We start from the raw sequence: 16,502 nt of genomic DNA, 5'->3' as shown, positions 1-16,502 counted from the left end.
TTATGGTATCGCAGGGAGGTGAGAAGTGGAAGCCACAACATGGCAGACTGATCCGATGTCAGACCGACACCGCGATCCCGGCGTCACCGCACGCCCACCGCAAGAGGTAAAAGACGCTGCTATCAGCACACTTGCGGCCCAGGGGTGGACAGTGTCGGACGCGGTCATCGCCGCACTTGCCTGGATCATCAGCGATCCACATGGCGCGTTAGCGCAGCTCTCGCCGCATCGGCCACCACCCAAGAAGACCGGCCGCCCCCGCAAGCGGCGAGACGACTCGGCTCCCGACTAGCTCTGGACGCGACGAAGCCCGACACCGTGATGGTGTCGGGCTTCGTTCACGCTGGACGGCCCGCAGGCTGGGCGAGTCAAACGCTCAGCGCGGGCCGCACATCGACTATAAGCGTGCCGTCAAAACAGCAAGAGCAGCTACGCCACGCGGTCTCGGGCCGGCGGGTCAGGGATCGTGTCAATGGGGGCCGCCTGGTCGCGGCCGGCGAGCTTCACCCACCCACCCAACGTCGGATGCGCCAGCTCAGCCCACGCCTTCCACCGCCTGCGGTATTCGCCCTGCGAGCCCTCAAACCAGCAGCACAGCAGCACCTCATGCCGGGTCATGCCGTAGTCGTCGGCAACAACCTGAACAGGCTCGCCGGCCCATACTGCCCCGGCAACGTGAACGGTGCCGACACCACGAATGTGCGGGCGACCCCACGCCACAGCCGGGTCGACCAGGATGACGGGACGGGTGCTGCTCACACCGCTAGTGTGTCACCGGCCGCCGTCAAAGCAGTGACCCGAAAATCTCGGCCCCGTCGGTGCACACGATCCTGACTCCGCCCGGCTTCGAGCTGCCACCCCACTGGGCGTACGTTTCGACGCTCTTGACGCCGTCGTGGCCGGCGCCGGTAATGGCTTGGGCGAGCGCGTCAGCCCACTCAGCCGGCGTGCGCGGCGATGCTTCCACCACGGGCGCAGACACGGGACTGTCATCCCAGTCGCGCGGGATCGACTTCGGGTCGCCGAGGATCGTGCCGCCCTGCACAAGCTGCAACCGCACCTGGCCGATGCTCAGGCCGACAGGTTTCGGTCCCCCGCCAGGCGACCAGCGGACCACCTGACCGGCCCACGGCTGCGATGCGAGGACGGCGGCTATCCAGCCCTCCGCGTAGCGAACCTTCACCAACTACACCCCCGTCAGGTCGGCAACGACAACGGCATGATCGATTTGCAGGACACGGTGCGCGTCGACTCTTCGACCATGTACGAGCACACCATCACAGTCTCATCCCGCAACGACAGCGGCACATGCCCCCACCACAGGTTCGGGAAGCCGTCCTCGCGCTTCACACCTTGGTAGGGGTCTTCGAAGCGGGACAGCACCCACGCCGTAACCAGGTTGATCAAATCCTGGTCGGGGTTTTCGGTGGTGATCCACAGGTCAAGGTGCTGTTCGAAGTTGCGGAGCTGCCAGAGGGCGTCAGACACCGCTGCTGATTCTCGCCCGCAGGGACTCGATGCTGTCCACCTCGACGGGCTGGTGGGTGGCGGCGGCCTCGATCAGCCAGTTGCGGACCTGCGCAGTGTCGAGTGGCGGGCCGTCTGCGGCTGCGCCGTCGGTTTGGAAGTAGCCCTTGATCCAGTCGCGGCGGATGGGGGCGCTGCCGCCGGGTGCGCGGGTGGCGTCGGCCCACTGCCACGGGGTTTCGCTGTGGGTGAGCCGTTCAAGGTCGTTGCCGGTGAGTTTGCCGTACCGGGACACCACGTAGCCGATCGTGTTCAGTTCGGCTTCCCCAAGACCCACGTCGATGGCGGGGATATTGCCGTCGCGTTCCTGCCGCCACAGAGTGCCGACAACTGGGCCCATGTCCCAGGCGGAGATCGTCTCGTCGAACAGGGGCCGGTCGAATGCGGCTAGGTGGTGGCCTTGGCAGTAGTAGAGCAGTTTGTGCAGCTTTTTGGTGCCCAGGCCGGGTAGCCGGCGGCGAAGTTCGGCGGCGATGGTGTGGGCGGATGCGGGCATGGTGTCAGTCTACGGCCGGGTGCGACATCAGGCAGCCGTCGAAACGGCCACAGTTAGGGTCGGTGACGGGCTGTGACCTGCGATTTTTCGGAGGCGTTTGCGGCCACACCAGCACCACGTGCACCACCGGCTCCCCGGCGGCGTTCTTGCGCTTGCGGCGGGCAGCTTGGCGGGCGCGACGCAGAACGGTGCCTCGCTGCTGCTGCCACAGCCAGCCGGGCACGAGGTACGAGAATTCGTCGGCGTCGCTCGCGGTAGCCATACGCCCATTGTGCCGTCACTGAACGTCACACGTCTATGTGGTTGTGGTGCGCCGCTGCGACAGGCCGCGCCGTGCAAACGACCTCAGTCGTCCGGCCTCAACCCGCTTTCGGCCCGCACCGCCCGGTCGACGCCATCCGCAGCCTCCTGTAGCCGCACCAGCGCCCCACAGTCCGGCATCACCGGATTGGTCGGATCCACGTGCTCGCTGATGTACCAGTCGAGGTGCCTCACCGCGTCCAGGTACTCCTGCCACGCCCGCCGCGTCTTCGCATCACAGAGCAGGCGCACCCTGGCGTCGACTGTCGCCAAATCCTGCGGCGGACCGTAGCCGACCGGATCGTGCTCGTCGGCCCCATTGTCGATGCGGTCGATTCGGCGCCGCGACCTGGCGAGGTGCAGGAACATGTCGGTGTGCACGGCGAGGCGGGCGTTGTGGAGGAGCGCGTCCTGCTGGTTGCGGCGTTGCAGTCTGGCGCTGAGGTAGGCGCCGAGGGTGGTGCCGCCGAGGGTGCCGGCAATCGCCAGGGCGGTTGATATGTCCGGGTTCACCGACTCATGGTGGCAGCCCGACGCCAGCACACCTAACGACAGATCAGCGCTGGATCCGCATCGTCCGCACCTGCACGCCCGGCCGAACCAAGGTCGTGTCGCCGACCTGAAACCAGCCGCCCCACATGCCGCCACCGTGATACTCGCCCATGCACGAGCAGTCGCAGTCGTCGCCGGCAGCTTCCCGGCAGCGGGTGTCGCAGCGTTGCGTGGTCGAAAACTCGACCTCGGCGTCGACCTGCCCGAACCGGTCCAGCAGATGCTCAACGAGGGTGTTGAAGTGGTTGCGGGCGATCAACCACTGCCGAGACGGCTTGTCGTAGATGGGTTGGATGCGGGCGCCCAAGGTGGCGTGCAGCCAGGCCCGGTTGGAGCCGCCTTCGTACGGCATCCACAGGCGCATTCGGGCGGGTTTCAGCGGCCGGTAGATGGTGGGGGTACGACCGGGCATGGGTGGGCTCCTCACAGGCCAGGGGGGAGGGGTTGCGGGCCTTATGCGCCAGCAGGCTGCCGGGTGTTCACGGTCGGATTGTTTCGGCCCCTAGGAAGTTTCGTCCGCAGGCGCACCGGTAGCCGTCCCACTCGCGATCCCAAGACGTGAAGTGCAGTCCGACACGGCAGGCGAACCGGCGCATCCTCGCCACCAGGCCAGGTGGTCGGACGGGTTCACCTTCGCGGGACAACGGCCGGTGCAGGTGGGGCTTGGCGCAGCACACGTCCCAGCCGGAATGATCTGGGCAGCATTCGACGTCACCGGAGGTGGGGCAGTAGTAGGGGCGGCAGCCGTTCTCGGTGCGTAGCTGTTCGGCGCGGACGAGCGCCCGAAGGATCTCGGCGTCTTCGTTGGTGTGGCGGGTGGGTGTCTCGGTCATTCCTCGTCTGCCTTCCGGTGGGGGTCGTTGCGAAGGACAACTGCCCGACGCTCGATGGGCGCGGGGTCGTCCGGATCGGGCGCGGCAATCAGGACGGCATCGACGCCGGAGGGCAGCGCGGTAGAGGTGACGATCTGAATCAGCGGTGCTCCGTTGGTGTTCCGCACGATGCCGCCCGGATCTACGGTCATGCCGGGAGTCTCGGGTGGCGGCGCCTCGTAGACCACGCCGCCGACGATGGCGCGGGCAGGCTTGACGCGGACGGACATCGGACTGTCGACCGACTGCTCGATGAGACGGCGGATAGGGGAGTCGGACACTTCGCCTCCTAGATGGTGAACACGTCTTCGTCGCCCAACATGCCGTGCGACCACCGCTGGTACAGGCGGTCAACGACCGGGGTGGGCAGGGCGGTGGTGGTGATGACGATCGCGTCCTCGTCTGATCCGGTGTTGGCCTGCTCGATGTGCAGTGTGCCGCCGGATAGTTCGTGTACGAAGCGGGCGAGCTGGTTGAGGTCGGGTTGCTGCCGGTAGTCCCAGGAGAGGATCGCGGCGCGCTGACGCCCTGTCATCGGGCGGCCTCTGCACGCAGCCGGTCGACCTCGCGCTGATGGTCGGCGGCAATCGACTGGAAGTACCGGTGCGCGGCTGCTGCTGCCGCGCGTCGGCGGCGGTGCAGCACACTCGCGGTGACGACCGAGCCGATCGCCAGCCCAGCGATGAGTGTGTAGGCAAGAGCAGCCAACATCCAGGTGGTCATCGGGTTTCCTCCATCGAATCGGGTGCACGCATCTCGGCGGCGTCGAGGGCGGCGTTGACTGCCGCCCGGAACGACTCGACGCGGGCATGAGACGCCGTGTCCCCGTCGATATGCCGCTCACGTGCGTCGGCAGTCACATACTCGTCCAGGGGGTAGGGGAACTTGGTGACGCAGTAGGCGCGGGCTGCCGCCAGGATCAGCTTCTCCCGTTCCACCACCTTGGGGTGCTGTTCGGCGACGTGTTCGTGGGCGGCGTCTTCCACAACGGGTTCGCTGCCGGTGGTGCGCCAGGCGCATTCCTGGTCGCTGTTGCCGTCGGTGCAGATGGCTTCGTACCAGCCTTCGCGGACGCTGTCGGTGTCTTCGTGGATGAGGACGAGGTCTTCTACGGCGTGACTGACAGCCCAGTAGGTGTAACGGGCCAACGGTGCGGCGGTGTCGCTCACAGGTGCCTCCGCTCGGGCTTGTCGTGCGGGTTCAGGATCCGCCCCAGCTCGGCCCACTCCAACGCCTTCGCGTGGTGGGTGACGCGTAGTTCGGTGACCTCGAAGTCGCGTTGCAGCCGGTCGCAGACGGCGGCCAGGTCGGTGTTGCACGCCCACGAGGTGGCTACGTCGCCGATTCGGGTGATGGTCCAGGTGGGTTCGTTGTCGCAGATTTCGCAGCGGAACGCGTAGCCGTGGCCGCGCTTCGCGGTGGTCGGGTCGGTCATGGTGTCCTCCGGGTGGTTGGGTTAGTTCGGGGTGTGGCGTTCTCCGGCTCGGGAGTCGGGGAGGTCGGGTTAGCGGCCACCCAGCGGGTGTGCGCCGCCTCCAACTCGTCGGCGAGACCGCGCTCATCGGCGCACACCCGCCGCAGGTACTCCTCGCGCGTCAGGTTCAGCACGCGGCAGGTGACGGCGGCTGCCACATCGTCACGCACCTCCGTGTCAGTCCAACCCCACGACTTGGCGGTGCCAGCAACAGACGGGTCGGCTTCGAGGATGGCCGCAAGGATGCGGCGGTCGATGTCGGGCAGGCCGACGTAGTGGAGTGCTTCCTGCGCGCCGGTGATGTCGTCCGGGTCAACGGCGGTCACTGCTGGCCCTCCGTCTCGGGGCAGGTGCACACCGATCGCGGCGAACGGCCCGTGAGCATCGCTCGTGCCGGCGGGTGCGTTTGGCCGGGCTCCGGCTGTACCACCACAGTGAGGGTGCCGTCATCATCGCGGGTCAGGTCGTAGTCGACGCCGGGCATGTCCAGTTCGGCGCGTAGTCGGTCGGCGCGAACATGCTGGTTGGGTTCGGCGGCGATGCTGTGGATGGTGGCGCGCCGGCTGGGGGTAGAGAGCAGGAAGGCGATGTCGGCGGCTTGGGTGTGTGCCCGGCCGTGGGGAGTGGTGTAGTCGATCAGCAGATTGGTCATAGCTACCTCCGGTTCGCTGGTTGGGTCAGCCGCGTGAGACGGCCGGTGCGGTCAGGGTTCGGGCCAGTGGAAGCGCCAGCAACACGGCAGCCGAGGCGCGTTCACGGTCCCACCCGTACAGGCCGGACGTGACCAGCACTGTCACCGCATCTGATGGCCCGTACTCGGCAACCACCAGGGCAGCCGTTTCAATGTCGTCGGCGGGAACGTCGATGGCGGTCACTGCTGGCCCTCCGTCCACGGGGAACCGTGCGAGACGGCGGCAACAACCGCATCCTTGCGGGCAACAACACCTGTGCCCTGGCAATGCCAGCACGGGGCCGGCGTCAACGCCTCCGTGATCGTGTCCAGGATCGACGCCAACTCGGCATCCCAACGCGCCTTCGCATCGGCCCGGTTACGGCCCGAGATCACATCCGGCACCTGCACCGACACCTCAAGCCGCTTCGTCTCCGTCACAGTCCGACCACGCTTCAACTTCTGCCCGTTACGGCCCGTGTCCCGCACAAACCGGGTGGTGTGCGGCTCGTACGCAACCTCCGTCGACACCCGAACCACTGTCGGCCGTTCCCGATCGATGCGGGCACCATCCAGGAAACCGGAGCCCACCACCGGCAACGCACCGGCCGCGTCGGCGACAGCCTGCCGGAACCCTTCCAGGTGGCCGGGAAACAGGTGATGCAGGGCGTGGTGCTGCCGCAGCTCGTCACGCAGGTTCGGCACCCACCGCAGACCATCCTCAGGCGGCGGTGCGCCCGCGTCATCGGCAACGATCATGTCGGCGGCAGGGAACAAGCGGACGATCGGCGGCCCGTTCTCCCACACAGCCCGGTACAGGGCGTCGGCGGTGCCTTCGTCCAGGTCGAGCGTGTCCAGCCCGTCCGGCGGCAGCTCGACGGGCAGTTTCGGCGACGCCATCTCGGGGTCACGCAGCCGGTAGCCGACGTTCGTGGACGGGCCCGGCTGGGTGGCAGTCAGATCCTGCACCGGGCCGGGGGCCTTGTGCCATCCGCCAAGCCGACTGCTGGACGGGTTGACGGGGGTGAGCGTGTCACCGGCGGCGGCAGTCCAGGTGACACTGCGGGTTGCGGCGTCGAACGGGTAGCGGGGCAGCAGGTAGTAGGTGGTGTCGGCGTCAGTGAGAGCGACTATCTGGTGTGGCTGGTCGGTCATGGGTTCCTCCGGTTCACAGTTTCTCGTCGTAGTCGGCTTCGCGGCCAGCGAAGATGCGCCCAAGTTGACCGCCTCGCGCCGTGCTCAACCCGATTCGCCGTGCTCGAAGCGGGCGGATCGTGCGGCCCGGTAAGCGGCGTCAACGACAGGAGTCAGGGCAAGATCGTCGGAGTCGGCTGCCTCAGTGAACGAGTTCCTGACCCACGCTGTCTCATCCTCGGACAGCCGCAGGGTCGATTCGAGCGGCCACAAGGCGACTGGTCCGACGCCCCATAGGGTGCTCCGCTTCGTGAAGAACACGCTCTGCACTGCCAGCGTCGCGCCGATGGCACCCACCTTGGCGTGGCCGTACGCGCGGCCCGGCTCGGGGATGGGGCCAAGGAAGAGAATGCCGGGCCGAATCTGGTTCGTGTTCTTGGCGGGCAGTTCGGTGGCCGCTACAAGGGTTCGTTGGAAGTCTCGGTGGCTGAGGGTTCCTTTAACTTCTGCCCACTGGTCGAAGTCGGGCAGGTAGAAGTCGGGCAGGTATCGGTCGCCGGTGGACAGCTCGTAGCCCTCATGTTCGTACTGCCAGCGGATGCCGAGGTGGTCGAGGAAGACTCCCCAGCGTGCTTCGAGCCGGGACCGGAAGCGGCAGCCGGCGTAGTGGGTTTCGATGGCCTTCGGGGTGTTCATATGGCTGGTCATACCTTCGTGTCCCAGTCGATGTTCGGGTTGTGGGAGTCGGTGAGGAGTAGTCGACCGTCGGGGCGGCGGGTGTAGCCGATGGGTGTTTCCTGGCTGTGCTGTTGGCGGCGGCGTTCCCACTGCGCGGTGCGGGCACCGTCGGGCATGTTGACGCGGGTTCCGTCCGGGCTGCGCTGACTGGTGCGGGGCTGTTCGTTGTCGACAGCGATCCGGTCACCTCGGCATCCTGCGCAGCGGCGCGACGGGTGGCCGGGGTGGATGCGGCATCTGCCCCGCCCGTCGTTAGTGCAGTGGTAGCAAGGGTTGACCTTGAGTGCGTCGCCTTCGTACATGCTGCGCGTCTCCACCCGGCCCGTGTCACCGCAGGTTGAGCAGAGCGGACCGGCAGCAACACCACTGTCGTCGTCGAATTCCACAGGGGCGGATGCAAGTTCCTTCATCCGCCCGATCAGCCCGGCGGCAACTGAGTCAAGGCCGGCAAGGTCGCTGGCTAGGGCGTCCGCTACGGACCGCTCCGGCCATCCCTTAGCGAGCACCGTGACGACGTGGCTGACGAGGCGGTGCGCTTCAACGATGGTCATGTCGTGGCGGTAGGGGTCAACGAGGCGGGCAGCGGTGGCCATGAGGGCGAGGTCTGCTCTGGTTTTCGAATCATCCATCCCTCCCTCCTCCTGCTTGTTGAAGCGCGGCGAGGAGTCAGGTTCGACGGTGGGGGAGGAGGAGGAGGGTTGGTTTTCTTTTACGGGTTGGTGCTGGGTAGGTATAGCGGAACCAGTTACCCCGTAACTCTGCTCTGGATTACCCCGCAACTCTGCATCACGGGGAACCAGTTCCCCCGTAACTTCGTCCGCCTCCCCGGTTGTTACGGGTGCGGCAGGCCCCCGCAACTTGGTCGCCTTACGGGGGCGTGATTCCCCCGTACGGTTGCGGCTGTTGGCCTCCTTCACTGCGGCGATGGCAGCGAGGATCTCGTCCTCGGACCGCACTCGCAGTCCGGTCGGCGGGGTGACTGGCACCGTCAGGCGGTACTCGTCGCCGACGTGGGTCCGCTCGGCGACAGGGCCACGGCCGCGCCGTACCAGTTGCAGCAGCCCGACCTTACGTAGAGCTGCGAGCACGTTCTTGGCGGTCTTGTAGTCGACCTCGCAGATGACCGCGATTCGCGCGGGGCCTGCCTTGATGGAGGTCCCGTCCTGGTTGGCCCAGTAGGACAAGCGGAACGCGACGCCCTTGATCGTGCGACCAGCGACGCCACTAATGCAGTCGCTGTCGCCGATGTCGATGCTGCTCAGGTATCGAACCCACTCGTAGGTGCCGACGGGGCGCGTGTTGATGTCGGAGGTCACTGGCTGACCTCCCGGGCCCGTCGCACGGGAGTTACGGGGTACGCCGTACCCTGTTGCATGGGCGGAGCTACCTCTCCGTCAAGTCGTCCCTGGGGCTGTCGTTGCGAGCGCGGACCCAGGGGCGCACCTGTCTCTAGGGGTTGTCGGTCACCTGTTCGGCTTGCTCGGCTGCCGCCTTGCGTGCCTTGCGGGTTAGGTCGTAGACGACCTGCGCCGACGTGTCGATGTCTACGGCGATCTGCGCCGGCTTCCTTCCGGCGTCCAACTCGCGTTGGAGTCGCTGTCCGCGTCGCAGCCCCCAGTACTGCATCTGGTCGCGGTGGTGGGCGATCTTCTCTTGGATCAGACGATCCGCCTCCTTCACAGGAAGGGCGTCGTAGTCGGGTTCCTTCATGAGATCAAAGAGTACCGGTTAAGCCGTACCCTTGACAAGTTGTCGGGCCACCCTTTAAAGTCGAGGCACAAGGCAATACGGCGTCGCGAAGTGCTCGCAACACTGACGCCCCAATCGGGAGGTAGCCCGAACCATGTCGAACGCTGTCATCAGCGCGCCCGGTGAGGCCCAACGCCGCACCTACGGCAACTACGAGGTCATCCTCAACCTGCCCGTCGACGGCGGCTTCTCCATCGGCGTCCGCGCCGCCGGAAGCCCCCACCGCTACGACGAACTGTCCTTCGTCATCGCCGACGTGGACACCGCCAACCTCGTGCACCGCGTCATCCGCGACGGGGCCGTGAACGGCGTCAGCCCCGAAGGCATCCGCGAAGCGTTGGACGAGGCGCTCCGCCAGGAACTGTTCATCGTCCAGGTCCGCCACGACTCCGAGTCCCGCAGCCGCGTCGAACACATCAACGCCCTGCTCGACCGCTTGGAGTCGCCCGCCGACACCGCGAAGGTCGCCGAGCTGGTGGACTCGCTGCGCCACCCCAACCGGCCCCGCAACTTCCGGGAGCTGCGCGACGCGCACGCCGCCGGGCTGGCCGCCGACCGGGACGCACGCCGGCAGGTGGCCCGATGACGCCGCAGACCACCGCGCACCCCGCCTGGTGCCAGCCCAACACCTGCGTCATCGACGGACTCGACATCACCCACCGGCACCCCATCGGCTCCATCGCCGACGTGAAGGTGTGGGTGCAGCGGTCCGACACCACCCGCGACGACGGAAGCCACCAGTACGGCTACACGGCGGTGCACGTCACCTCCGACGGCAAGCAGTCCCTCACCCGCCACCTGGACACGCTGCGTGCCCTGCTGACGGCTGCCGAACTGTTCGCCGACCAGTTCGAGGGGGTGCGCTGATGACCGCCCCGACGGCGACCACCACGTTCTTCATGCCGCAGGACCCCGACTGGTGCACCGAATGCCGCACCCCCGACCCGGGAGTCGTCGACCACTACTCCCGAGTATGGAAGGGCTCCGACCACTACGACGACGCCACCTGGACTGTGCAGGTCACCCAGCGGGTGCAGCAGGGACCGGACGGCACTGTGATCGAGGGCCTGGCCGTCATCGACGTGACCGGTGTGGAGGGCACGTACGCGTCCACTGCTGATCTGGTGCGGGCGTTGCTGCTGGCCCAGCAGGTCGCCGACCGCATCAACGCTTCCCGGCGGGGTGCGTGATGACGGATCTGACTGCCCGCATTCTCGGCGACGTCGACCAGGGTCGGGTGATCCTGCTGCCCGGCGGCGCGTTCACCGTCACCAGCGACACCAGCGACACCAGCGTTGAGCCCCACGAGTACCCCGACTACATCGCCACCCTGCGGCAGATGCTCGACCAGTCGTGGGTGATGGAGTCGCACCGGCGTCGTGCCGGCGGCTGGGTGCTGCGCCTGACGTCGGTGGGGGAGCACATGCTGCGGCACGCCAACCCGAACCGGTACACGTCCCGGCATGCGGTTGAGGTGGTGGCGCAGTGAACCAGTCGCAGCCCCGCCCCGTCCACAGCTCCCCGAATGCCACCGCAGGTCCGGCCCGGATTCTCGGTGCCGCTGTCCGCTCCGACGCGCCGATGAACAGCCCGTACCGGCCGCGCCGCGTCTGGACTGTCCGGTGACCGCCATCCGCCGGCTGCTCGGCCTGCACGGCGTCCACCGGCCCGGCGTCACCCGCCCACTGCCCGCATGGCCTGCCCCGCAGGATCCGTGGGCGGCAGGGGAGGCCCGCTGCCCCATGACCGACACGATGCTGCTTCCGCTGGTGGCCTGACATGGCCGCCGAGGTGCGCAGCCTGAACGCCCAACGCGACAAGACGCAGCGGGCCAAAGACGAGCAGAACATCGCGGTCGCGGACGAATTCCACCGCACCGGGTTCAACAGCCGCCCCTCGGCCAGCAAGCCCAGCAAGTAGCAGCACTGGGCGGCCCCGCGCCCCGAGTCGTGTCGGGGCCGCCCACGAAGCGCCACCCAATCCACGTCGTGCAACACCCTGACCAGGGAGAAGTCTCATGTTCAAGAACGCGACCGCCCGCCGTATCGCCCGCGCCCAGCGCACCACCGTCGCTGTCGTCGCCGACATGGATGGCGAGCAGGGCACCGTGTTCCGTCCGGCGAAGCGTCCGAACCGGGGCCACATCAACCGGGCCGCGATCCACGCCTCCCAGATGGGCCTGACGGTCTGACCTGAGTGAGCCTGTCGGGCTGAGGTGTTTCGGCATCCCAGCCCGGCGGGGTCAATCACAGGCCAACCCAGCAACCAGCCGGAGGAAACCATGGACAACACCGTCGAGGTCACCGTCACCGCCGTCGTCAACGGCGTCACCTACACCAAGTCGGCCACCGCCGGCAGCAGTGCCAGCAACCCGTTCCGGCTCGCCGACAACGTCATCAGCAGCGTCGCCCAGGACACCAGGAACGCCATGGAGGACGCCAAGTTCGGGTGGGACCGGATGGCGCGGCGGGAGGGCCGGTGATGGTCCGCCTCGACCTCGCCGGGCGGATCCGTCTCCGGCAGCAGCACGGCTGGACCGTCGTCCACGGCGGCCCCGCCCACATGACCGTGTACCAGCAGATCCTGTGGCTGCTCCGCGCGGTAATCCCGGTCGTCGTCACCATGACCCCCGACCAGCACGCACTGTGGTCCGCCATCGCCGTCCACGGAAGCCTCACCAGCGCCCGCCGTCGTGACCTTCTCGACAAGCTGGGGCCGCAGATCGGCGCCGACGATCACGACATGCAGGTGGTCGCCTACCTGCTCGGCACCGACCGGTGAACCCGCAACTGTGGTCGTGGCTGCTCACCGCCGTCGGCGTGTTCGGCCTCTACCTCGCCGGCCGTAAATCCCCGTGGGGGTGGGCTGTCGGCATCGGCGCCCAAGTGCTGTGGCTCGCCTATGCGGTCCACACCCGCCAGTGGGGGTTTCTCGTCTCCTGCGCCGCCTACTCGTGGGTGTACACCCGCAACTTCCGGCAGTGGCGTGCCGAGCTGGCAGCCCCGAAGCCCGACCCTTCCACCGTCCGCTGACCTGTACGTGAGCCGGGCGGGCCGGACCTTGCATCACCGGCCCGCAACGGGTCACCGCAGCCGCGACGACCAACCCCACCCCGAAGGAGCCCCGCATGGCGAAGCCCAGCAGCAGCGACCAGGCCGCGACGGTCGGGCAGACGATCCGCGCCACCGGTGACCTGTCCCCGTCGAGGCGCACCACTGCCGTCGACCAGGCACTCAACAGCAGCACCCGCCGCAAGTAGCGGAGGTGGGGTGCGGGCCACGCCCTGAACAAGCCGCCCGCACCCCACCCGATCCCCAGTCACGAGGACCATCCCCACACGGCGATCAGAACGCCGGGGGTGGCCGCCACCCGAAGGAGAACGGCCATGGCCAGTTTCGCAGACGAGCACAGCAAATGGCAGCAGGCGCAGAACGACGCCGCCAGCAGCGGTTCCCGCACCACCGCCGCCGAAGCCGAGCGGCTACGGCAGCAGCTCACCCGACACCCGGCAGTCCAGGCCGCCCGCAAGCAGACCGACGCGAGGCCGGTCCGGTGAGCACCCCCGACGCCACCGATCGAGCTGCTGTCGTGTTCGGGGCGATGGCTGCCGGCGCGTCCGGTAAGCCGTCCAGCTACAACCGGCAGGACCGCACCTGGACCACCCACCACGGGCGTACCAGCGGCGGGCAGTCGAAGCCCGACACGAAGTGACCGCAGACGAAGGCGAGGCGGGGGCGGCCACCTGCGGTCGTCCCCGCCGTCTCGTCCAACCCGAACCGGTCCCGCACGTGTGCGTGTGCGGCACCGACCGCGACCGCAGTCCCTGCCCCCGAAACTGCCCCACCCGACAGGAGGTCAGCCAGTGAACGAGCAGATTGCCGCCATCTTCGAACCCGCCCTCAACCAGCTCGACGAACTCGCCGCGACCGTCACCAGCAGGCCGTACGTGCGCGACATCAACCAGTACATGCTCGACGTCGGTGTGGCGGCCTGCGGTCCGCCGCTACTGCAAGATGCGCGGGGCGGGCGGCGGATCATCGAGTTCCGTAACAGGTCGCGGATCTGCTGCCTGGACGGGCAGGCCGCCCAGGTTTTGCGCGACTGGGGGTATGGGCCGATGGCGGAGATGCTCGGCCTGTTCGGGCGGACGCGGTGACCGCGCCAGCTTCGGCCCGCGCCAGCCCTGTCGTTCCGTCGGGCCGTGACCGTGCCGACCAGGCCGCCCACATTCGCCGGCTGTTGGACGCCAACACGCCCGTCACCGTCGAGATCAACGGTTGCGGGCGCGGCTGGTGGGTGATCGGTGTGGGGGACGGCACGTACGAGGTGGTGCGGGATGGGGTGGCGATGACGGCGGTGTGGGCTGACGTGCCAGTCGGCGCCGTCTAGGGCTGCTTCTTGCGGGGCCGCCCGCGAGGCGTTGACGGCTTGAACGCGGCCAGCCGCTTGAGCATGGCTTCGGGGTTCTTGTTGACGAGTTCCATGCAGGCGGACACGAACTCGGTCATGGTCCAGCCTTGCTCGTCGAGGGTCTTCTTGGTGCGTTCTTGCAGGTCGTCGTCGGGGCGGATGCCCATGGGCTTGTTGCGGTGGCGGTCGCTGCGGGTGTCGGTCATGGGTCAAGTCTGCCATGTGGCTTGCCACTAATCCACGGGCGGGCTAATATATGGATAGCCACTTTATGAAGGAGTCGAGATGACCACCACCAGCCCCCTCATCCCGGCCCCCACCACCCCCGAAGTCGGCGACCACTACATCCGCAACTTCACCATCAACCCCCACCCCTACCGCCCGGACCTGCCCTCCGGCACCTACCTCGCCCGCATCACCCTCACCGTCGCCCACGACGGCGCACCCCACCGCATTTGGGTGTGGCGGGCCGACATCATCGACCCCGCCTACGCGGGCCGGAAGCGCACCTTCCACGTGTGGATCCGCTTCGAGTTTCTGATTCCCGGCGAGCCGGTTGACGGGCCGGCCGCCGACACTTTCGGCCTTGCCCGCTGACATCGACACCAGCAGACAGGAGCACCCGCCATGACCAGCCCGGCCGATTCCGAGAACGCCCTCACCGCACTCCGTGACCGCCTCAACCGGCAGCGCACCATCGACCAACTCAACCCCGGCGACAAGGTTCAGCTGCCATCCGGTGCCATGTTCACCTTCGAGTCCGCCAAGATTCGCGGCAACTACGCCGCTGTTCGTTTCGTCGGGGTGGGGAATCCGGTGCCGATGCCCGCCGACACCACGCTCTACCTCGCCGACTAGTTCGGTGCCGGCGGTCGGCCATGTGTAGGCCGCGAGCCCGGGTGTCATGCCCGGACCGGCGACCAACCCCAAACCCCACCAGCAGCAGAGGATGCCAACGTGAACGAGATGCCCGCACTGCTCAACGAGGTTGAGATTCAGTGGTCCGGAGTCGACTCCACCACCCCCAACGGCTGCACCCTCGCCACCGCCGTACACCTCGGCATCCCCACCACCTACGTCATCCGCGACGGGCAGATCATCGGCCGGATCGTGATCGACGGCGATCGGCAGCACGGATACGCCGGAGGTCGTTTGGCGGGCGGCTACTTCCTCGGGCAGGGCGATGCGCAGACCCTCGCCGAGCGCATCGCCAACCACAACCGCTGACCAGCAGACAGGAGCATCCGATGACCGCCACCTCAGTCACCGAACACGGCAACAGCATCGAAGTGCGGGTCGGTTTGCACACCTGGATGCTCGACCGTGACCGCCTCGAAACGGCCTACATCCTGCGCTACGACCACCCGAACAGGCTTTACCTGGCGTGGGCGTTGCGTGACGAGCACGGGTTTGCTCGGGATGCGATCACGTACGCGGTCGCCGCCGACGCCTTACACCTCGCCAACATCAGCATCTGACCAGCAGACAGGAGTTCCGGCATGCCCGCCAAGCGCAAGAAGTGGAAGGTCACCTACATCGGCAGCGACGCCGTTGACCAGTTCACCTCCGAGAAGGCCACCCACGAGTGGCTGCGATCCCTCGCCAACGCTCCCGACAGTGGAAGCCAGCGCGTGCAGGTGTGGGTGGATCAGGGCGACGGCCGGTGGCAACTCCACGACGAGGAAGACCTGTCCGAGTGGGCTGCGAAGCCTTGACCCGATCCAGCCTCCGCATCGTGCCGTGAGGGTGCCGCATCGACTGCGGCCGGAGGCACCACACCAACCCGACCAGCCACCCGAAGGAGCCCGGCAATGCCTGACACCTACTTCGACGACGCCGGCAACGAGATCTGCGACCAGTGCAGCGAAGAACTCGGCTACTGCACCTGCGACTGCCACAACTGCGGGGACAACATCCACGAATGCGCCTGCGGGGAGAACGACTGATGGCCTTTCAGCCGAAGACCGCGAAGGATCTGCCCGCCGGAGCCGAAGTGCAGACGTTCTGGACCACCTGGACCAAACAGGGTGTCGACGTGTGGACCAACGGCCTGGACGACACGATGACCGACGCCGAGATTGACGGCCTGCTCGGCAACGGCGGGATGCTCACCCGTGTACCGGTCGGCCCGCAGGCGAAGCGGGAAGCCGCCGAACAGCTCGCCGTGCAGGTGCCGCCCGTGAACACGTACACCCTGCAACTGCCCTACGGCCGCATCAACCAGGCCATCCGCGACGCCCTCAATCTGCCCGTCGACCACAACCACGGTTGGTGGATCATTGCCGCCCCCACCCGCAACGCCGCCATCTACGCCCTGCGCGAGCGCGCCTTCCCCGACATGTCCACGGCACAGACGGGGGTGATGCAGGAGAAGGGTGAAGTGGTTGAGGTTCTGCGGGCGGCCGGGCTGCTGGATGACACGACTGCACTGGTGATGCCCCTCACCGGGTCGCCGAAGCCGGTTGCGGTGGTGGAGAAGGGTGGCACGGTGCGGCGGTTGGGTGTCCTGTCGTGGAAGGGCCTCGGATTCACGTTCAACCCCGAGGAAGTCAACCGTGGCTGACCGTTCCGCCGCCATCA

At 67.4% G+C, this 16,502-nt stretch carries 42 protein-coding genes; 22 read left to right on the top strand and 20 right to left on the bottom strand.

Annotated elements, in window-relative coordinates:
- Positions 1–429: 429 nt before the first annotated feature.
- The 19 genes from ACZ31C_RS15695 to ACZ31C_RS15605 all read right to left on the bottom strand — a co-directional run bounded on the left by ACZ31C_RS15695 (position 430) and on the right by ACZ31C_RS15605 (position 9,473).
- The gene (locus tag ACZ31C_RS15695) at positions 430–759 is read right to left on the bottom strand and encodes a DUF433 domain-containing protein (RefSeq protein ID WP_465795883.1); all 330 of its coding nucleotides are present in this window, start codon (positions 757–759) and stop codon (positions 430–432) included.
- Between the two features lie 25 nt (positions 760–784).
- The gene (locus tag ACZ31C_RS15690; RefSeq protein WP_465795882.1) at positions 785–1,183 is read right to left on the bottom strand and encodes a hypothetical protein; all 399 of its coding nucleotides are present in this window, start codon (positions 1,181–1,183) and stop codon (positions 785–787) included.
- Between the two features lie 14 nt (positions 1,184–1,197).
- Positions 1,198–1,488, bottom strand: a complete 291-nt coding sequence (locus ACZ31C_RS15685) for a hypothetical protein (protein ID WP_465795881.1) — start codon at positions 1,486–1,488, stop codon at positions 1,198–1,200.
- Positions 1,481–2,023: a Panacea domain-containing protein gene (locus ACZ31C_RS15680; RefSeq protein WP_465795880.1), complete on the bottom strand. Its 543-nt coding sequence runs from the start codon at positions 2,021–2,023 to the stop codon at positions 1,481–1,483. Before ACZ31C_RS15680 ends, ACZ31C_RS15685 begins: the two co-directional genes overlap by 8 nt.
- A gap of 4 nt (positions 2,024–2,027) precedes the next feature.
- The gene (locus tag ACZ31C_RS15675) at positions 2,028–2,285 is read right to left on the bottom strand and encodes a hypothetical protein (RefSeq protein WP_465795879.1); all 258 of its coding nucleotides are present in this window, start codon (positions 2,283–2,285) and stop codon (positions 2,028–2,030) included.
- A gap of 83 nt (positions 2,286–2,368) precedes the next feature.
- Positions 2,369–2,836: a hypothetical protein gene (locus tag ACZ31C_RS15670; RefSeq protein WP_465795878.1), complete on the bottom strand. Its 468-nt coding sequence runs from the start codon at positions 2,834–2,836 to the stop codon at positions 2,369–2,371.
- Positions 2,837–2,879: 43 nt separating this feature from the next.
- Positions 2,880–3,287 (bottom strand): hypothetical protein, encoded by a 408-nt coding sequence (locus tag ACZ31C_RS15665; protein WP_465795877.1) that lies wholly within the window; start codon positions 3,285–3,287, stop codon positions 2,880–2,882.
- A 417-nt stretch (positions 3,288–3,704) separates the two neighbouring features.
- Positions 3,705–4,028: a hypothetical protein gene (locus ACZ31C_RS15660; RefSeq protein ID WP_465795876.1), complete on the bottom strand. Its 324-nt coding sequence runs from the start codon at positions 4,026–4,028 to the stop codon at positions 3,705–3,707.
- A gap of 8 nt (positions 4,029–4,036) precedes the next feature.
- Complete coding sequence (locus tag ACZ31C_RS15655) at positions 4,037–4,282, bottom strand: hypothetical protein (protein WP_465795875.1); 246 nt, start codon at positions 4,280–4,282, stop codon at positions 4,037–4,039.
- Positions 4,279–4,470 (bottom strand): hypothetical protein, encoded by a 192-nt coding sequence (locus ACZ31C_RS15650; RefSeq protein WP_465795874.1) that lies wholly within the window; start codon positions 4,468–4,470, stop codon positions 4,279–4,281. Before ACZ31C_RS15650 ends, ACZ31C_RS15655 begins: the two co-directional genes overlap by 4 nt.
- Positions 4,467–4,916, bottom strand: coding sequence for a hypothetical protein (locus ACZ31C_RS15645; protein WP_465795873.1), 450 nt, complete (start codon positions 4,914–4,916; stop codon positions 4,467–4,469). Before ACZ31C_RS15645 ends, ACZ31C_RS15650 begins: the two co-directional genes overlap by 4 nt.
- Positions 4,913–5,182: a hypothetical protein gene (locus tag ACZ31C_RS15640; RefSeq protein WP_465795872.1), complete on the bottom strand. Its 270-nt coding sequence runs from the start codon at positions 5,180–5,182 to the stop codon at positions 4,913–4,915. The genes ACZ31C_RS15645 and ACZ31C_RS15640 overlap by 4 nt, the downstream gene beginning before the upstream one ends.
- A complete protein-coding gene (locus tag ACZ31C_RS15635) occupies positions 5,179–5,547 on the bottom strand; it encodes a hypothetical protein (RefSeq protein ID WP_465795871.1) in 369 nt (122 codons plus the stop codon). Before ACZ31C_RS15635 ends, ACZ31C_RS15640 begins: the two co-directional genes overlap by 4 nt.
- The gene (locus ACZ31C_RS15630; protein ID WP_465795870.1) at positions 5,544–5,873 is read right to left on the bottom strand and encodes an early set domain-containing protein; all 330 of its coding nucleotides are present in this window, start codon (positions 5,871–5,873) and stop codon (positions 5,544–5,546) included. The genes ACZ31C_RS15635 and ACZ31C_RS15630 overlap by 4 nt, the downstream gene beginning before the upstream one ends.
- 25 nt (positions 5,874–5,898) lie before the next feature.
- A complete protein-coding gene (locus tag ACZ31C_RS15625) occupies positions 5,899–6,096 on the bottom strand; it encodes a hypothetical protein (RefSeq protein WP_465795869.1) in 198 nt (65 codons plus the stop codon).
- Entirely contained in the window at positions 6,093–7,046 is a 954-nt protein-coding gene (locus ACZ31C_RS15620) for a hypothetical protein (protein WP_465795868.1), read from the bottom strand. Before ACZ31C_RS15620 ends, ACZ31C_RS15625 begins: the two co-directional genes overlap by 4 nt.
- A gap of 84 nt (positions 7,047–7,130) precedes the next feature.
- Positions 7,131–7,721 carry a PDDEXK family nuclease gene (locus tag ACZ31C_RS15615; protein WP_465795867.1) on the bottom strand — a complete coding sequence of 197 codons (591 nt, stop codon included), beginning with the start codon at positions 7,719–7,721 and terminating at the stop codon, positions 7,131–7,133.
- Between the two features lie 8 nt (positions 7,722–7,729).
- Entirely contained in the window at positions 7,730–9,079 is a 1,350-nt protein-coding gene (locus tag ACZ31C_RS15610; RefSeq protein WP_465795866.1) for a hypothetical protein, read from the bottom strand.
- A gap of 133 nt (positions 9,080–9,212) precedes the next feature.
- Positions 9,213–9,473, bottom strand: coding sequence for a hypothetical protein (locus tag ACZ31C_RS15605; RefSeq protein ID WP_465795865.1), 261 nt, complete (start codon positions 9,471–9,473; stop codon positions 9,213–9,215).
- 133 nt (positions 9,474–9,606) lie between these two features.
- Here ACZ31C_RS15605 and ACZ31C_RS15600 point away from each other — a divergent pair, with 133 nt between their 5' ends.
- From ACZ31C_RS15600 to ACZ31C_RS15530, 15 genes are all read left to right on the top strand, one after another.
- On the top strand, positions 9,607–10,098 hold the full coding sequence (locus tag ACZ31C_RS15600; protein WP_465795864.1) for a hypothetical protein: 492 nt from the start codon (positions 9,607–9,609) through the stop codon (positions 10,096–10,098).
- Positions 10,095–10,379, top strand: coding sequence for a hypothetical protein (locus tag ACZ31C_RS15595; protein ID WP_465795863.1), 285 nt, complete (start codon positions 10,095–10,097; stop codon positions 10,377–10,379). Before ACZ31C_RS15600 ends, ACZ31C_RS15595 begins: the two co-directional genes overlap by 4 nt.
- Entirely contained in the window at positions 10,379–10,702 is a 324-nt protein-coding gene (locus tag ACZ31C_RS15590; protein ID WP_465795862.1) for a hypothetical protein, read from the top strand. Before ACZ31C_RS15595 ends, ACZ31C_RS15590 begins: the two co-directional genes overlap by 1 nt.
- The gene (locus ACZ31C_RS15585) at positions 10,702–11,001 is read left to right on the top strand and encodes a hypothetical protein (RefSeq protein ID WP_465795861.1); all 300 of its coding nucleotides are present in this window, start codon (positions 10,702–10,704) and stop codon (positions 10,999–11,001) included. Before ACZ31C_RS15590 ends, ACZ31C_RS15585 begins: the two co-directional genes overlap by 1 nt.
- A 133-nt stretch (positions 11,002–11,134) precedes the next feature.
- Positions 11,135–11,290 (top strand): hypothetical protein, encoded by a 156-nt coding sequence (locus ACZ31C_RS15580; protein ID WP_465795860.1) that lies wholly within the window; start codon positions 11,135–11,137, stop codon positions 11,288–11,290.
- A gap of 1 nt (position 11,291) precedes the next feature.
- The gene (locus ACZ31C_RS15575; RefSeq protein WP_465795859.1) at positions 11,292–11,432 is read left to right on the top strand and encodes a hypothetical protein; all 141 of its coding nucleotides are present in this window, start codon (positions 11,292–11,294) and stop codon (positions 11,430–11,432) included.
- Between the two features lie 97 nt (positions 11,433–11,529).
- Positions 11,530–11,703, top strand: coding sequence for a hypothetical protein (locus ACZ31C_RS15570; protein ID WP_465795858.1), 174 nt, complete (start codon positions 11,530–11,532; stop codon positions 11,701–11,703).
- Positions 11,704–11,793: 90 nt separating this feature from the next.
- A complete protein-coding gene (locus ACZ31C_RS15565) occupies positions 11,794–11,994 on the top strand; it encodes a hypothetical protein (RefSeq protein WP_465795857.1) in 201 nt (66 codons plus the stop codon).
- Positions 11,994–12,293, top strand: a complete 300-nt coding sequence (locus tag ACZ31C_RS15560) for a hypothetical protein (protein WP_465795856.1) — start codon at positions 11,994–11,996, stop codon at positions 12,291–12,293. Before ACZ31C_RS15565 ends, ACZ31C_RS15560 begins: the two co-directional genes overlap by 1 nt.
- The gene (locus ACZ31C_RS15555) at positions 12,290–12,544 is read left to right on the top strand and encodes a hypothetical protein (protein WP_465795855.1); all 255 of its coding nucleotides are present in this window, start codon (positions 12,290–12,292) and stop codon (positions 12,542–12,544) included. The genes ACZ31C_RS15560 and ACZ31C_RS15555 overlap by 4 nt, the downstream gene beginning before the upstream one ends.
- 95 nt (positions 12,545–12,639) lie before the next feature.
- Entirely contained in the window at positions 12,640–12,771 is a 132-nt protein-coding gene (locus tag ACZ31C_RS15550) for a hypothetical protein (protein ID WP_465795854.1), read from the top strand.
- 126 nt (positions 12,772–12,897) lie between these two features.
- Positions 12,898–13,068, top strand: coding sequence for a hypothetical protein (locus ACZ31C_RS15545; RefSeq protein WP_465795853.1), 171 nt, complete (start codon positions 12,898–12,900; stop codon positions 13,066–13,068).
- Positions 13,065–13,223: a hypothetical protein gene (locus ACZ31C_RS15540; RefSeq protein WP_465795852.1), complete on the top strand. Its 159-nt coding sequence runs from the start codon at positions 13,065–13,067 to the stop codon at positions 13,221–13,223. Before ACZ31C_RS15545 ends, ACZ31C_RS15540 begins: the two co-directional genes overlap by 4 nt.
- Positions 13,224–13,374: 151 nt before the next feature.
- On the top strand, positions 13,375–13,668 hold the full coding sequence (locus tag ACZ31C_RS15535) for a hypothetical protein (RefSeq protein ID WP_465795851.1): 294 nt from the start codon (positions 13,375–13,377) through the stop codon (positions 13,666–13,668).
- Complete coding sequence (locus ACZ31C_RS15530; RefSeq protein ID WP_465795850.1) at positions 13,665–13,901, top strand: hypothetical protein; 237 nt, start codon at positions 13,665–13,667, stop codon at positions 13,899–13,901. The genes ACZ31C_RS15535 and ACZ31C_RS15530 overlap by 4 nt, the downstream gene beginning before the upstream one ends.
- On the opposite strand, the gene ACZ31C_RS15525 is transcribed toward ACZ31C_RS15530, so the two are convergent.
- On the bottom strand, positions 13,898–14,128 hold the full coding sequence (locus tag ACZ31C_RS15525; protein WP_465795849.1) for a hypothetical protein: 231 nt from the start codon (positions 14,126–14,128) through the stop codon (positions 13,898–13,900). The genes ACZ31C_RS15530 and ACZ31C_RS15525 overlap by 4 nt on opposite strands.
- Before the next feature lie 79 nt (positions 14,129–14,207).
- On the opposite strand from ACZ31C_RS15525, the gene ACZ31C_RS15520 reads away from it, so the two are divergent.
- From ACZ31C_RS15520 to ACZ31C_RS15490, 7 genes are all read left to right on the top strand, one after another.
- Complete coding sequence (locus tag ACZ31C_RS15520; protein WP_465795848.1) at positions 14,208–14,519, top strand: hypothetical protein; 312 nt, start codon at positions 14,208–14,210, stop codon at positions 14,517–14,519.
- Positions 14,520–14,549: 30 nt separating this feature from the next.
- Positions 14,550–14,780: a hypothetical protein gene (locus ACZ31C_RS15515; RefSeq protein ID WP_465795847.1), complete on the top strand. Its 231-nt coding sequence runs from the start codon at positions 14,550–14,552 to the stop codon at positions 14,778–14,780.
- Between the two features lie 99 nt (positions 14,781–14,879).
- Positions 14,880–15,149, top strand: coding sequence for a hypothetical protein (locus ACZ31C_RS15510; RefSeq protein ID WP_465795846.1), 270 nt, complete (start codon positions 14,880–14,882; stop codon positions 15,147–15,149).
- A 20-nt stretch (positions 15,150–15,169) separates the two neighbouring features.
- Positions 15,170–15,400, top strand: a complete 231-nt coding sequence (locus tag ACZ31C_RS15505) for a hypothetical protein (protein ID WP_465795845.1) — start codon at positions 15,170–15,172, stop codon at positions 15,398–15,400.
- A gap of 21 nt (positions 15,401–15,421) precedes the next feature.
- On the top strand, positions 15,422–15,637 hold the full coding sequence (locus ACZ31C_RS15500) for a hypothetical protein (protein WP_465795844.1): 216 nt from the start codon (positions 15,422–15,424) through the stop codon (positions 15,635–15,637).
- A 96-nt stretch (positions 15,638–15,733) separates the two neighbouring features.
- On the top strand, positions 15,734–15,868 hold the full coding sequence (locus ACZ31C_RS15495) for a hypothetical protein (protein ID WP_465795843.1): 135 nt from the start codon (positions 15,734–15,736) through the stop codon (positions 15,866–15,868).
- A complete protein-coding gene (locus tag ACZ31C_RS15490) occupies positions 15,868–16,485 on the top strand; it encodes a hypothetical protein (RefSeq protein ID WP_465795842.1) in 618 nt (205 codons plus the stop codon). Before ACZ31C_RS15495 ends, ACZ31C_RS15490 begins: the two co-directional genes overlap by 1 nt.
- Positions 16,486–16,502 lie beyond the last annotated feature (17 nt).

The organism is Micromonospora sp. NPDC023869 (assembly GCF_055559695.1).
Note: the sequence above shows the minus strand (reverse complement) of the source record. Positions and strands in the feature narration are given on the sequence as shown.